Genomic DNA, 14,386 nt, shown 5'->3' with positions numbered 1-14,386 from the left:
GTCCCTAGCTGATGCTCACCCGGAAGATCTTGTCCGAGCCGTCCGCCTCGCCTCCGTTGTTGTCGCTGTTCGTCGTCGAGAGCCAGAGCTGGTCGGCGCCCGGCACCTTGGTGACCGTACGAAGGCGCCCGTACGTGCCCACGTAGTACGCCGTCGCCGTACCGACGTTCTCCGTGTCGCCGGTGATCGGGATCCGCCACAGCCGCTCCCCGCGCAGGGACGCCATGTAAATGACGTTGCGGACGATGGCGATACCGCTCGGAGAGGCCTCGGAGACGTTCCACGTCTTCTTCGGGTTGGTCATGCCGGACACATCACAGGTGCCCTCGCAGGTCGGCCAGCCGTAGTTGGCGCCCGGCTTGATGAGGTTCAGCTCGTCCTTGGAACTGTTGCCGAACTCCGCTTCCCACAGGCGCCCGTTGCGGTCGAAGGCGAGGCCCTGCGGATTGCGGTGGCCGTAGCTGTAGACGTAGTTGTTGAACGGGTTGCCGGGGGCGGCCTTTCCGTCCGTGGTCATGCGCAGGATCTTGCCGTTGAGCGAGTTCTTGTCCTGTGCGAGGTCGGGCGTCTGGGCGTCGCCGGTCGAGATGTACAGATAACCGTCGGGGCCGAAGGCGAGCCGGCCGCCGTTGTGGTAGCGGTTCTTCTTGATGCCCTGGAGGAGGACCGTATAGCCGGTCAGCGAGCCGCCGTTGTATGTCATGCGGACGACCCGGTTGCCCTCGGACGCCGTGTGCATGAAGTACACGTAGCGGTTGGTCTCCCACTTGGGGTCGACCGCCACGCCCAGCAGTCCGCCTTCGCCGTTGGTCGTGACGGCGTTCGGCACGGTACCGACCTGCGTCTTCGTTCCGTCCTTCGTCACCTTCCACACCCGGAAGTCGTCCCGCTCGGTGACCAACGCGGTCTGTCCGTCGGGCATCCAGTACGTGCCCCAGGGGATGGTCCAGCCGCTGGAGACGGTGGCGATCGACGAGGGAACACCGCCGTCCGTCACACACGCCTTCGTCGTGAAGCTGACGGTGTTGCTCTGCTCGGACACATTGCCCGCCGCGTCGCGCGCCACCACGTTCAGCGCGTACGGGCTGTTGCAGGCGAGCCCGGTCAGCGAGGTCGACGTACCCGTGACGGTCTTGTAGACGGTGGTGCCGCTGCGTACGTCATAGCCGACGACCGCTTTGTCGTCCGTCGAGGCGCCCCAGCTCAACTCGGCGCTGCCGGCGGTCACATTGGCGGCCAACAGTGTGCCGGGCCTGCTCGGCGCGGTGGTGTCGGTGCTCTTCGCTGTCGTGCAGTCCACGACCGGGCTGGCGGCCGAGGCGTTGCCGGCCGCGTCCCTGGCGATGACCGTCAGGTTGTAGGTGGTGTTCGGGCTCAGCCCGGTCAGCGCCTTGGAGGTCGCACTGCCCGCGGCCTCGCTGATCTTGTTGCCATGCTCGTAGATGTCGTACGCGGCCACGCCCACGTTGTCGGTCGAGGCACCCCAGGACAGGGTGAGCCCGTCCTCGGTGATCGCCGAGCAACTGGGCTGTCCCGGGCGGCTCGGCACCTGCGTGTCGGTGGAGGAGAGTTCGAAGTCGAGATAGTCGGTGTTGGCCAGGCCGCCCGAGCCGGTCGCGGTGAGCCGGATCTTGTTGCTGCCCGCGACGACCGGGACGGAGACCGTTGTCGTGGTCCAGGCGGACCAGGTGCTGGTGGACGGGAACGAGTAGCCGGACTTGACCACGGTGCCGTCGACCGCGATGTCGGCCGGGCGGTCCGCCGTCGTGCCGTTGGCGTACCGCAGGGCGAGCTTCGCGTTGCCCGCGCCCGCGGCGTTGACGGTGAACTCGACGTAACTGCCCGCCGAGTTCGGGGTGTTCACGAAGCCGGTTCCGGAGTAGCCGGCGAAGTCGTCGTCCACGGTGGAGCCCGAGACGTATGACGCGTTCTCCGCCTCGTAGCGGGTGGGGGCCGCCGCGGCGGCCCCCGGTACGGCCTGGAGGAGTCCGGCACCGAGCAGCACGGCCGTGCTCGCGGCGATCCGACGGAAGATCTTCATGGTTGACCCTCCCTTCAGCCCGTGTACTGGGCGAAGACCTTGAGGTAGTCGTACGGCTGCTGCGAGACGCCGCTGCACGCGTCACCGGCGGAGCCGGAGCCGCAGGCCCGGTCGCGGTTGACGGACCAGTACGTGAGGCGTGCGATGCGGTGCTGCTGGGCGTAGGCGAGCATGGTCTTGAAGTCCGCGACACGGACGAGTTCGCCCGAGACGTCGGTCTTGCCGTTCATGGACGACAGTCCGATGTGTGCGTACGTCACCGAGTCGCTGTAGCCATACGCGGACTTGACTCGCGCCTTGAGGCCCTCCATGGCCTGGGTGGTGATAGTGCCCATGTTGCTGGAGCCGCCCCCGAAGTCGAACGGCATGATGCACCAAATGTCGTTTGCCAGACCGGAATTGGCTCCGCGCCGGATCATGTCCACGCCGGTGGAGTCCGGGCCGCTGGTCGTAGTGCCGAAGGTGATGATGGTCTTCAGACCGGAGTTGTTCGCCTTCACGATCTTCAGCGCGTCGATCACCCGCTGCCGGACCGTCGCGTTGGACCACTCGGTGTTCTCGATGTCGATGTCGATGACCTTGAGGCCGTACGCGTTGATGACCTTCTGGTACGCACCGGCCAGCGCCGATGCGCTGGAGCACTTCTCGCCGAGTTTCGCCCCGCTCCAGCCGCCGACGGAGACGATGACGTCACCGCCGGCCGCCCGGATCGCGTTGATCGTCGACTGGTCTTTGCCGCCGGTCAGCGGGCGCGAGCCGTCCCACTTCGGGTTGCAGGAACCGTCGGAGAGGATGAAGGCGAGCGTGAACCATTTGACGCCGGTCGCGGACATCACCGAGGTCGGGTTCTGTGGGCTGCCCCAGCCGAGGTACTCGTACGGGGCGACGGCCATGCCGGGGGAGGCAAGGGGTCTCGCTGTGGCCGCGTGCGACGCCGGCGGCGTGGCGAACAGCAAGGACAGCAACAGCCCTAGCAGGGCAGCGAGGGCCACGCCGGGACTGTGCGGGCGTGTGGCGGTATGCACGTGGATCGTCCTCCTGGAGTGGGGGGCAAGCACTGGGGTTTCAGCGCTGTTGGGCGTTAGGAAAGCTTCCTGACGATCAGGGGGCACAGGCCTCCCGAAGCCGGAATACCTTGCCGCTCCTGCTGTTCAGCCCTGGGGTGTCACCGGATCAGTCGGGTCTCGCCGGGCCGGAGGGTTGCGCTGTACGAGCTGGTGATCGTGCCCTTGTCGGAGCCCGACCACAGGTCCGTGACGTCGCCGGAACCTGCGAACCCGACCTGCGACCAGTTCACACTGACCGTGGAGTTGCCCGGGGTGCCGGTGTGGAAGAGCGCCACGACGTAGTCGCCGCTGTTCACAGTGCATTTGGCCGCGACACCGTCCTGATCGACGGCGATGAGCCGGTCGTTCATCATCGCCTTGTCGACGGGGAGGGTTGGGTCAGGCCGAGCGCGATGGCGAACGCGAAGAACACGGTCGCCGCCCATCGCCTGCGCTGCTGTATGGGTCGGTTGCTTACACGAGTTGGTAGCCGCGCAGATTGCTGAGCAGGAGGTAGCAGTCCTGCAGAGACCCGGAGGTGTCGCCGAGGGAGCGGTAGATGCCCCACTTCGGGCGGACGCGGTCGGCGAGGAAGGTGTCGACGCCGGTCTTCGATTTGTCGATGACGGTGGTCGAGCCGTTCTTGAGGATCCAGCGGACCGAGCCCGTCGAGCCGTTTCCGACTTTGAGCTGGAAGTCGACGTCGATCCATTTGTTGTGCAGTGGCTCCAGATCCGTGCGGCCGACGAGGATGTCGTCCTCGAACAGCTTCAGCTCGATGGTCTGCACGCCGTTCACCCGGCGGAGCGACTGCACGACGATCGGGGCGCTTCCGGCGCCGGGCTGCTTCATCTGCATGATGTGGGTGAAGGTGGTGGTCGCCTTGAGCGAACTCGGTATGTACATCGAGTACGTGACCCGCCAGGTCTGGCCCTCGGTCCACTTGAGGTAGTTGCTGCCGCTGCCGTTGCGCAGGCCGGTGACCTCGTGGCGCTGGCGGTCCGTGGAGGTGTCCCGGTCGACGGTGTGCATGTTGAAGCGCCAGTTGTTGCCGGTGGCGTAGATGTGCGGGGCGGCGCTTGGGTGCGAGTCGGCTCGGTCGTCCTCGATGGTCTCGAACGCGCCGAGCTTGTCGCTGCTGGCCGAGGGTGCCCACTTCTGCTGCCAGGAGGCGGCGTGTGCGGTGGTGGCGGGCAGGCCGCCGACTGCGGCCCCTGCGCCGGCGCCGAGCGCCGCGCCCAGCAGAGTCCTTCTGGATGTGCTCATGGCTGACTCACCTCGTCCTGAGTGGGTGGGTTCCGGGCTTGTGTATTGAGCTGGTCGTTCGTGATCAGAAGGGCGTCGAGGTCGTGGTAGTCGTTGGTCTCCCGGGGCCGGGCGAGGTAGAGGGTGTAGTCGCTGACGTTGGTGCCGCTGGCGATGCCGGTGAGGTTGGTGCTCCAGGAGTCCTCCGACGGGCTGGGGTGTCGCTGTCGCGCGCAGAGGCTGTCGGCATGCTCGTTACCGGTCGCCGAGTGACCTCCAGGGCGGTCTCGACGACCAGATACCCGGGCGTCTCCCCACGCCATGTCCTCCGATGTCTCCTGAATGATCCGTTCCGTGTACCGGGTGCCGTACGCCACTTCGTTCATGTGTGCGCACTCGCTTTCCCGAGAGATGAGGTGTGGGGTCGGAAGAGAGATCCAGGCAGGAGCGAATGTTCACATGTGTGTACTGGGTTCAGCAATGTGCAATAGGGTTCCGGTGTGGACGGACGCGGTCAATGGTCCGGACCGATAAGGTCGGATCCATTTCTGGCCAATCTTCGGTACGCACGCCTACCCGATCGAGGCGCACTTCGGACCGCTGCGGCCGCGCTGGCGCAACGCCAACGCCCGCCAGCCCGACGTACTCGCCGCCCAGCGCAGGGAACGCGCCCCTATCCGAGGCGAGGATGCATCTGCTGGGGCGGACGCCCCCTCGCCGCCACAGCCTGACGGCCAGTGACTCAGAAGCCCCGGAAAACAGCGTCGTCGTCGACGGCACTGGCGAACTCCTCGAAGTCCATGTTCGCGCCCGAGAGGTTGTTCTCGATGCTCCACAGCTCGCCTGCCACCACGCGGACACCACACCCACGATCACACCGCAGGTCCACCACAAGGAGCGGCAGTTCGGCCGAGGTGACAGTCGTGGAGTCCGCCAGCACAAGAAGGGGATGCCGGTACGCGGGATGGATCAGGTCGATGACCCGGTCAGGCGTCAAGCCCTCGTACTTCCGGTCATCGACGAGCGCGACGTCGGCCAAGAAGCCGTCCTTGCTGGGCGAATACAACACCGCCCGAAGAGCGTCCCAGGCACCCTCAGCCGAGAAGTCAGTGCGCACAACAAGGGCTTCCAAAGTGCACGGGAGCTGCTTCATGCGCGGACAGTACCGCCAAGCCGGTGGACCATGCCGGGCACAGCGCTAGTGTCCTGCGCCAGTAGTTGATCGTTAGTTGGTGTGTGACTTCTACTGCTGGTGCGTCAGTTCCTCGTCGGGGCCCGAAGCTGCAGCCGTTGCTGCTGTCTGATGACGAGCGGGCGGTGTTGGAGCGGTGGACGCGTCGGGCAACATCGGCCCAGGCCCTGGCCCTGCGAGCGCGGATCGTGCTGGCGTGCGCGGGGCCGGAAGTACCGCCGATTGTCGCGGTCGCCCGCGAGTTGCGGGTGGCCGCGGACACGGTCCGCAAGTGGCGGCGGCGCTTCCTCACCCAGCGGCTGGACGGACTGGTCGACGAGCCCCGACCGGGCCGGCCGCCCACCATCAGCGTCGATCAGGTGGAAGCCGTCGTGGTCACCACGCTGGAACAACTGCCCAAGAACGCCACCCACTGGTCGCGGAAATCGATGGCGCAACACAGCGGCCTGTCGAAGTCCACGGTCGGCCGGATCTGGCGGCAGTTCCAGCTCAAGCCGCATCTGGCGGACACCTTCAAGTTGTCGACCGACCCGTTGTTCGTGGAGAAGGTCTACGACGTCGTGGGCCTGTACTTCAACCCGCCCGAGGGGGCGGTGGTGCTCTCGGTGGACGAGAAGTCGCAGATCCAGGCCCTGGACCGGTCCCAGCCGGTGCTGCCGATAATGCCGGGCATGCCCGAGCGGCGCACCCACGACTACGTGCGCAACGGGCTGACCACCCTCTTCGCTGCCTTCGACGTCGCCACCGGTGAAGTCATCACCGCCCTGCACCGTCGGCACCGGGCTGCGGAGTTCAAGAAGTTCCTGATCCGGATCGACAAGGAGGTGCCCGCACAGCTGCAGGTCCACCTGATCGTGGACAACTACGGCACCCACAAGACTCCAGCGATCAAGGCCTGGCTGGCGAGACACCCGCGCTTCGAGCTGCACTTCACCCCGACCGGCTCCTCCTGGATCAACCAGGTCGAGCGGTGGTTCGGCTACCTCGCGCACCAGATGATCCGCCGCGGCGCACACAAGAACATCCAAGCCCTCGAGGCCGACATCCGCGCCTGGGTCAAGGACTGGAACGAAGACCCCAAACCGTTCATCTGGACCAAGACCGCCGAAGAGATCCTCGACTCCCTCGCCCGCCTCTGCCGACGGATCTCTGGCGCAGGACACTAGGCGAGCGTTGGCGGTAGCTGGCGGCCGTGGTGGGGAACTTCTGGTGGGCCAGGAGCGCACCCAGCACGGTGATCCCGCCCCCGACGCCTGAATATGAGCCGGATACGCCGCCAACCGGCCAGTCCGCAGGCGCGCTTACCCACCGCCACTCCGTACACGCCACCCTCGCACATCGGATCTATCTTCGGCTCACTGTGAATGTTGACGGCCTGTGCGGCCAGTCCTACGCTGCACCGGACGATAGATCCGATGAATATGCAACGTCCTTGTGGTTTACCCGCTTGCCCCCCGACACGTATGTCGCCAACGGGAAGGATTGACATGCGCCCTACAAGACGTTCGGTTCTGGCTGCCGGTGGCTTACTCACCGGAGGTGCCGCCTGGGTGATGACCCCCTCGACCTCCTCCGCCGCAGCTGCCTCACCCACGGACGGCTGGAACAAGACCGCCTTCACCTACGGCATGCAGAAGCCGTGGAACCTGGATCTGAGCGACCGTTACAGCAACAGCGGCGGCGTCCACCGGATGTGGGTGTACAGCACCGACGAGCCCATGTCACAGGGCAGTTCCACCGACCCGCGCACCGAGATGCGATGGAGGCAGCAATACACCTCCGGACAGCACATGTGGGACGCCGACGTGTACATCCCGTCCGGCACGAACGGCGCGACCTTCGTGCAGATCCTCCGTGTGATCCACCCTGAGGGCACACCCGCCACGGACTTCATGCTCAACGCCTACAGCGCGAGCGGTGGCACGGTGCGGGCCTATGACCGCACGGTCCTGAAGACCAACGCATACGACACCTGGTTCAACGTCAAGCTCGCGCACAACGCCTCCAGCGGCAGCGTCAAGGTCTACTTCGACGACGAGCCGGTCCTGACGACCGAAGACCGGGGGCCCGCCACCCGCCACTTCAAGAACGGCGTCTACCACCACGGCAGCGGCCGCGCCGAGGCGCGCTTCCGCAACGTCACGTACTGGACGCGGTGAGCCATGCGCAGACGAAGGGTGATCACCGCGCTCGGCGGACTCGGCCTCGCCGGTGCCGGCGCCGGATTCCTGCCGGGTCGGGCGGAGGCCGCCGACGAGGTCTACTTCCAAAACCGTGGCAGCGTCGGGGGCTGGGACCGTGCCTACGCGCAGAAGGACGGCGTGATCGAGACCGTCGACTCACCCACGTACAAAGGCGCGCACGCCCTCGCGGCGACCCAGACGTACATCGGGGAGACCGGCGGCTACCACTCCGAGGTGATCCGACGCGGCGCGCAGAGCGTCGGCGAGGACCGCTACTACGGCCAGGCGATCCGCTTCGCGTCCGACTGGACGTTCCATAACCAGAACGTCACCTTCCAGCAGTGGTCGCCCGAAGACCCCGAAGGACCCTGGCTGTTGATGTTCGTCATCGGATCCACGATCCAGTTCGGCGGCTCCGGCGGCATCAAGGGCACGGCCGGGTCGATCAGCGGCCTGCGGGGCACCTGGATCAGGATCGTCACCCGGCTGAAGCTCGCCGGCGACGGCCAGGGCGCCTTCGAGGTGTGGCTGAACGGCACGAAGACAGTGAGCCGCACCGGCATCACCGTCTTGCCGTCCACCTCGCGGACGATCCGCTGGTCCAACGGGATCTACTGCACCGCCTGGCGCGACGGGACGCCGAGCGGCCCGCGGACGCTGACGATCCTGCATGACAACCACAGGATCGCCTCGTCCTACGCCCTTGCCGAACCGGCCAACTGGGCTTGACGCACATGTCGTTTGAGCTTTACCGCATCATCAGGCGTCTATTTCTCTCGTAGGCGACGGGGGATGTTCATGGTCTTGGCGAGGTTTTCGTGAGGCTGGGGGGTCACGTCCGCGGGAGTGGTGTATTGACGGCCGCTCGGCGATCTCGGTTTTGAGGCTATGCGGTGAGTTCGGTGGGCAGGGCGGTCTCGTCGGTTTGTGACTCGATCGGGTGGAGGCGGGCCTTGGCCAGCAGGTCGAGTCCCATGTAGCGGCGAGCTTCGGTCCATTCGTCGTTCTGCTCGGCCAGGACCGCGCCGACCAGGCGGATCAGGGCGGTGCGGTCGGGGAAGATGCCGACGACGTCGGTGCGACGCCTGATCTCCTTGTTCAGCCGCTCCTGGGGGTTGTTCGACCAGATCTGCCGCCAGCTCTCGCGTGGGAACGCGGTGAACGCGAGAAGGTCGTGCTGGGGGTGTCCAAGTGGGCTGCGGCCTTGGGGAACTTGGCCTCCAGGGCATCCAGGACGTGCCGCAGTTGGGCCTTCACGGCGTCGGTGTCGGGCTGTTCGAAGACGGTCCGCAGCAGCGTGGCCACCCACGGCTGGGCCGACTTCGGAACCTGGCTCAGCAACGCGCGGGCGTAGTGGGTGCGACAGCGCTGCCAGGAAGCGCCGGGCAGGGTGGCCCCGATCGCGTTGACCAGGCCGGCGTGGGTGTCGGAGACGACCAGCTGGACGCCGGACAGGCCGCGGGCGGTCAGGGAGCGCAGGAAGGCGAGCCAGCCTGCGCCGTCCTCGGCGGTGGCGACGTCGATGCCGAGGATCTCGCGATGGCCGTCGGCGTTGACTCCGACCGCGATCAGCGCGTGGACATTGATGATGCGGCCGCCCTCACGGACCTTCTGGGTCAGCGCGTCGACCCAGACGAACGCGTAAGGCCCTTGGTCCAGGGGGCGGTTGCGAAAGGCGGCGACTTGCGAGTCCAGGTGCTTGGCCATCGCGCTGACCTGGGACTTCGAAAGCTGGGTGACGCCGAGGGACTCGGCGAGTTTCTCGACTCTGCGGGTGGAGACGCCGAGCAGGTAGGCGGTGGCGACCACCGAGATGAGGGCCTGTTCGGCCCGGCGGCGGCGTTCGAGGAGCCAGTGCGGGAAGTAACTGCCCTGGCGCAGCTTGGGGATGGCCAGTTCGACGGTGCCGGCCCTGGTGTCCCACTCGCGCGGGCGATAGCCGTTGCGATGGTTGACGCGTTCGTCGCTGACCTGCCCGTATTCGGCGTTGCAGAGGGCGTCGGCCTCCGCGGACATGAGTGCGTCGGCGAATGTCTTGACCATTGCGCGCAGCAGATCGGGACTCGCCGCGCCGAGGTTTTCTTCGGCGAGGGCGTGCAGGGGCACACTGTCAGGTGCGGTCATCGTGCTGATCTCCTTCGAGGCTTCGACACTTCGAAGATCAGCCGGTGGCCGTTCATCTATGCGGGCACCATCCCGATGCCGGAGCAAACCCCCGGATCAGGTCGAACCCGTACACCACTTCCCTGGACGCAACCACCCGCGCTGGCCGATAGTCGCGGCTCCGGAAAGCCGCCGGGGCCAGTGGCAGGGATGGCCGGACAGACCAGATCGCCCCAGCAGGAACCACCCGACGAACCCGCGGGCACCAAGCCCCTCCCCGAGGTGGCGAAACAGGGTTTCAAGAACCAGAAGCAGGCCGACCGCAAGTCCCAGAAGGTCGAGGAGAAGGCGTCGAGGATCACGCGCGGTAGCAGCTGCGACGAGCTGAGGCGTGATCCGGCGAAACGCAAGGGCGGCGCGGTCTGTGTCGAGGAGAAGGAAGCCCCCGCCGCTGCCGCCGCCTCGGCCGCCGCCCTTCCCGTCTGGTGCGACGGCGGCACGGCCCTCATCCAGGTGACCCGCTTCAGCCTCTGCTCCGTCCGGTACTGGGGCGTCATCGTCTACAACACCGACGGCAGCGAGTTCGGCACCGCCGACATCACCACCGCGCAGGAGATCAATACCGCGCCCAGGGCGTCGGACTTCATGGAGGAGTTCTACATGCGGGTCGACCGCATGGACCCCGCCCTGGCCACCGTGACCGTCTCCGCCAACACGGAGTGCAACTACCTCTCCGGCTGCTCCGACGGCGGGCAGGACCCGTGGATCGGCGAGCTGCCGATGCCGGCGCCCGGCACCTGGTGGGAGGGGACCGTGCACCGCAGCTGGACCGGGGCGAACGGCCACGACGAGATCCTGATGCTGTGGACTCTGACCTTTACCAAGCCCCAAAGCGGCAAGAGCTCCACCGTCCAGTGGGGCGGACTCGACTATGAGCTCCGATGCGACGACGAGATCGGCGGCGCCGCGGGCTGTGTGGTCCCCAGTTACACCCCGACGATGGTCGTCGACGGCGCCACTTACCCCGGCGCCCGGAACTACATTGGCCGCGTCCAGGCGTCCATGAGCTCCCACCCCGGCTGGCTTGGTATGGGTGAGGCGCTGCATCGCGAGGCCGACTCGGCCGTACAGGAGGAGAATCGTCGGAAGGTCTGCTACGACGGCACATGGGTCAAGGAGGACCGGTTCGGCGGAAAGGCCTCGCCCGACCCCGACAGCATCGAGTGCGACGAGTTTCCCTTCGCCGCCACCAAGGAGAGCGGCGGCCAGTCGGGCATCTCTTCGGGCGCGGAATGCCAGCAGTGGACCGTCTGGCCGGGGGGTTCGGGATCCGGGTGGCCGACCACGGACTACGCCGTGCAGGCGTGGACCAAGTCCGGCACCGCCCAGTGTGCCCGCGCCAGCATGCCCAGGAGGCAGAACGGTGGCGTGGGCACCGGGCTCAGCAACTTCTACCAAAACCAACGCATCCTCGACAACGAGGACTTCTGGCTCGACTCCGGTGCGGCCGGAGTTTACAACCACCCGGGCCCGGTCAAAGCCCGCGAGGCGAAGAGCTGCTCCCTGAAGTCGCCGGTGTTCTCCGAGGTGACGCCCGGCGCAGCCCCGCAGAGCGCCTTCCTGAACTACGCGAGGACCACGCCGAATGGCTGGACCGGCGGCGACTCCACCTACTCGGTACGGCTACCTGACGGCCGTAACCTCTGGCTCTTCTCAGACACCTTCCTCGGCCCTCTCAACGCCAATGGCACCAGACCCACCAACGCCCCGCTGGTCAACAGCTCCTTCGTCATCCAGAACGGCTCCAACCTGACGACGATCACGGGCGGCACAGCGGCCAATCCGTCCGCCATCATGCCCAACAACGATGCCGGCCACTGGTACTGGCTCGGCGACGGAATGATCGCGGAACGCGGAGGGACCAAGTACCTCCAGGTGATCTTCCAGGAGTACTACCGCTTCGGCGACGGTCTGTGGGACTGGGGCTGGCACCACAGCGTGCTGGCCACCTTCTCCCTCTCCGACCTCAACTCCCCCTTGAGCGTCGTCCCGTTGCCCTCGGCCGGCGGTGTCACCTGGGGATCGGGCATCATGCCATCCAGCGAAAGCGGCGACGGATACACATACATCTACGGCGTGGACGACGCGCCCACGAAGAAATCGATGCGTGTCGCCCGCGTCCTGGGCAACGACCTCAACACCCGCTGGGAGTTCCTCGACCCCGCGAACAACCGATGGGCGCTCGACGAGCGGCGCACCTCCAACACGCTCACCGGCGTGGCCAACGAGTACAGCGTCACCCCCTGGAACGGCCAGTTCATGCTGCTCACCCAGGACAGCAACCTGGCCTTCAACGCCCAGGTGTACGCCTATTCCTCCTGCGATCCGGCAGGCGGCTGGTACAACCAGGCCGAGGTGTACAAGATGCCGGAGACCGGACTGTGGGGCACGTACGGCGACGAGAACGTCTTCGCCTACAACGCGCACATACACCCACAACTGCACTCCGACGGAACCCACTTCACCTTCAGTTACAACGTCAACACATTCGACAACCGGGTCTCCGCGGAAGGTTCGCACTACAAGGACCCCAGCATCTACAAACCCCGCTGGGTATCCTTCGCCGTTCACCCCAATCCCTGCCCACCCAGATGCTGACAGGATGACGCAATGACCGACGGACTCCGCTGGGTGTTCGAGGCGTACCCCTTCGGCTACAGCCTCATCTTTTGCGAGCGCCTCACACCAGAGGAGGTACTCGTACGACTCGGCGCCCGGCGCGAGTCCGTCTACCCGCTGACCCGGGAACAGGCCCAGGAGATCGAGCTGCGCAACGCGGCGGACGAGCCCTACGACCTGGACCACCTGGACGACCTCGATGTAGAGGCCGTGGAGGAGTTGGGCTTCCTCCAGCCCGAGGCGGACGCCGTGGTGCGGGCCGGTTCGATCGAGGGCTGGACGTTCGCGATCGAGGCTTCCACCTCCTACGTCTCCGCGCGCGCGTACCTCCCTGCGCTGTCCCGGGGCACCCGCGTCATCGCCATCAGCCGTGACGTGAACGCCACACAGCGGATGGAGTACGCCGTCGACGGGCGCATCCTGTCCTCCTTCGACCCCGGGATCCCCGCCTACAACGACGGCGCCGAGCCGTCGGCGCTCGCCTGGCCGTCATCCGCATCGGGGGGCATGACCTCACCGCAGGTGCTGGAACAACTGGAATCCGGATTCGGCCTGTGGATACCGAAGGCATCCGAGGGCCAGCCACTGCCCGCGGCAGCCCTGTCGACCATGCGATGAGTCTCCGGCACCGCTGGGCGGGCTGGGGAGAGCCGCCCCGCTGTCCGGTGGTTACGACGATCGACATGGGCTGCCCCTGCTCGACAGCCAAGTGCACTGGTTGCCGCATTCCAGCAGACACCGGGCCGTGGGGCCACCCGGTACGAGAAGGTGGCGGTCCGCTACGAGTCCACGTTCCGCGTCGCCGCCATCAATGAGTGGCTGTGACGTACCGGTCCGAAGACAATGCGAGGATCCGTACTCGTCGGCCGCAGCTGGGATCGACGGTCTCACGGAGCGGGTGCATTCCCAGTTTGGCCATGTTCCGTTCGGAAGCGCCGTTGCCCACCTGAGCAATGCTGACGATCCGGTCCAGCACGCAGTCTTGGAACCCGAACCGGACCGCAGCCGCAGCAGCCTCGGTGGCCAGGCTTTGTCCCCAGTGAGAACGTCCCAACCGCCAGCCGGTCTCGACGGCTGGCAGCACTTCCGGCAGATAGTGGGGAGTCGAAAGGCCGGTGAACCCGGCCGGCTCACCGGTGGAACGGACCTCCTCGGCGAACAGACCGAAGCCCTGGGCCTCCCACGCCCGCTCCATCGCTTCGACCCCGCTGCGGATCTGCTGTTTGTCACGGACGCTGCCGTCACCGACCCATCGCATGACCTCGGGGTCGGCACTGATGGCGGCCAGGGACCCAACATACTTCTCGCGTCAGCGGCGAAGGAGCAGGCGGGGAGTCTCAAGCATGACCATCCGAGCATTCTGGACCAGCCCCGGGCACTCCACCATGCGCACCAGTCGCATTCGATACACGACCTGGGGCCGCCGACCTCACGATCGACTGCCCCTCATGGACGCTCGCCCTCCCCCTTCTTGGGTACATCGTTCAAAACGGGATCAGGTCAGGGCGGAGGGAGTCCATCTGTGGCCGAGTCCAAGCATTACTGATCAGTGTGTTGCGGTCTCTCCCATCTGTGAGTTGACCGCTTCGGGGTTTCCGACTGCAGATGTCCTGGACAGGGGCTGGTTGGAGTCATGCCCTGCGCGTTCGCGGGCGTCGCGTATGGACGGTTTGTTGGCGGCGGCAGCGAGTAGAGCACGGATCTTGCGGGCGAACCCCGTCCCGGGCAGCGGTAGCTCCACTTCAGGCTGGCGTAGGTAGCCGGCCGCGACTGCAAGGGGAACGTAAGCCATGAGTTCAGCGACCACCGCCGGGCGAGGCCGGGCGGTGTGCTTGGCTGTGTGGAGCAGGACCCGCAGGATCGAGGTGGCGGAGGCGCCGGCGTCTTGCGCGAGCCA

The 14,386-nt window shown here is 66.4% G+C and carries 12 protein-coding genes and 2 pseudogenes; 6 read left to right on the top strand and 8 right to left on the bottom strand.

Annotated elements, in window-relative coordinates; all coding sequences use genetic code 11:
* Positions 1 to 4: 4 nt before the first annotated feature.
* The 5 genes from OG828_RS01450 to OG828_RS01430 all read right to left on the bottom strand — a co-directional run bounded on the left by OG828_RS01450 (position 5) and on the right by OG828_RS01430 (position 4,718).
* Positions 5 to 2,041, bottom strand: a complete 2,037-nt coding sequence (locus tag OG828_RS01450; RefSeq protein WP_328499803.1) for a PQQ-dependent sugar dehydrogenase — start codon at positions 2,039 to 2,041, stop codon at positions 5 to 7.
* 14 nt (positions 2,042 to 2,055) lie between these two features.
* Positions 2,056 to 3,066 (bottom strand): chitinase, encoded by a 1,011-nt coding sequence (locus OG828_RS01445; protein WP_328499802.1) that lies wholly within the window; start codon positions 3,064 to 3,066, stop codon positions 2,056 to 2,058.
* Positions 3,067 to 3,206: 140 nt separating this feature from the next.
* A complete protein-coding gene (locus OG828_RS01440) occupies positions 3,207 to 3,461 on the bottom strand; it encodes a hypothetical protein (RefSeq protein WP_328499801.1) in 255 nt (84 codons plus the stop codon).
* Positions 3,462 to 3,561: 100 nt separating this feature from the next.
* Positions 3,562 to 4,353 (bottom strand): Tat pathway signal sequence domain protein, encoded by a 792-nt coding sequence (locus OG828_RS01435; protein WP_328499800.1) that lies wholly within the window; start codon positions 4,351 to 4,353, stop codon positions 3,562 to 3,564.
* Entirely contained in the window at positions 4,350 to 4,718 is a 369-nt protein-coding gene (locus OG828_RS01430) for a hypothetical protein (protein WP_328499799.1), read from the bottom strand. The genes OG828_RS01435 and OG828_RS01430 overlap by 4 nt, the downstream gene beginning before the upstream one ends.
* Positions 4,719 to 4,878: 160 nt before the next feature.
* On the opposite strand from OG828_RS01430, the pseudogene OG828_RS01425 reads away from it, so the two are divergent.
* A pseudogene (locus OG828_RS01425) lies at positions 4,879 to 5,063 on the top strand (IS630 family transposase); the annotation flags it as partial.
* 11 nt (positions 5,064 to 5,074) lie between these two features.
* On the opposite strand, the gene OG828_RS01420 reads toward OG828_RS01425, so the two are convergent.
* Positions 5,075 to 5,485: a DUF6924 domain-containing protein gene (locus tag OG828_RS01420; protein WP_328499798.1), complete on the bottom strand. Its 411-nt coding sequence runs from the start codon at positions 5,483 to 5,485 to the stop codon at positions 5,075 to 5,077.
* An 83-nt stretch (positions 5,486 to 5,568) separates the two neighbouring features.
* Here OG828_RS01420 and OG828_RS01415 point away from each other — a divergent pair, with 83 nt between their 5' ends.
* The 3 genes from OG828_RS01415 (at position 5,569) to OG828_RS01405 (ending at position 8,436) form a co-directional block, all read left to right on the top strand.
* On the top strand, positions 5,569 to 6,690 hold the full coding sequence (locus tag OG828_RS01415; RefSeq protein ID WP_328499797.1) for an IS630 family transposase: 1,122 nt from the start codon (positions 5,569 to 5,571) through the stop codon (positions 6,688 to 6,690).
* A 387-nt stretch (positions 6,691 to 7,077) separates the two neighbouring features.
* Positions 7,078 to 7,683 (top strand): polysaccharide lyase family 7 protein, encoded by a 606-nt coding sequence (locus OG828_RS01410; RefSeq protein WP_328499796.1) that lies wholly within the window; start codon positions 7,078 to 7,080, stop codon positions 7,681 to 7,683.
* A 3-nt stretch (positions 7,684 to 7,686) separates the two neighbouring features.
* On the top strand, positions 7,687 to 8,436 hold the full coding sequence (locus tag OG828_RS01405) for a polysaccharide lyase (protein ID WP_328499795.1): 750 nt from the start codon (positions 7,687 to 7,689) through the stop codon (positions 8,434 to 8,436).
* A gap of 157 nt (positions 8,437 to 8,593) precedes the next feature.
* Here the strand turns inward: OG828_RS01405 and OG828_RS01400 are convergent.
* Positions 8,594 to 9,831 (bottom strand): annotated as a pseudogene (locus OG828_RS01400) (IS256 family transposase).
* Positions 9,832 to 10,020: 189 nt separating this feature from the next.
* Between OG828_RS01400 and OG828_RS01395 the strand changes: the two are divergent.
* Positions 10,021 to 12,468: a hypothetical protein gene (locus OG828_RS01395; protein WP_328499794.1), complete on the top strand. Its 2,448-nt coding sequence runs from the start codon at positions 10,021 to 10,023 to the stop codon at positions 12,466 to 12,468.
* Positions 12,469 to 12,480: 12 nt separating this feature from the next.
* Positions 12,481 to 13,107 carry a DUF6461 domain-containing protein gene (locus tag OG828_RS01390; RefSeq protein WP_328499793.1) on the top strand — a complete coding sequence of 209 codons (627 nt, stop codon included), beginning with the start codon at positions 12,481 to 12,483 and terminating at the stop codon, positions 13,105 to 13,107.
* A gap of 190 nt (positions 13,108 to 13,297) precedes the next feature.
* Here OG828_RS01390 and OG828_RS01385 read toward each other — a convergent pair whose 3' ends face one another.
* Positions 13,298 to 13,777, bottom strand: coding sequence for a GNAT family N-acetyltransferase (locus tag OG828_RS01385; RefSeq protein ID WP_328504777.1), 480 nt, complete (start codon positions 13,775 to 13,777; stop codon positions 13,298 to 13,300).
* Between the last annotated feature and the right edge of the window lie 609 nt (positions 13,778 to 14,386).

Source organism: Streptomyces sp. NBC_00457, assembly GCF_036014015.1.
Classification (GTDB): domain Bacteria; phylum Actinomycetota; class Actinomycetes; order Streptomycetales; family Streptomycetaceae; genus Streptomyces.
The sequence above is the reverse complement of the archived record's forward strand: the minus strand, read 5'-3'. Positions and strand labels throughout refer to the sequence as shown.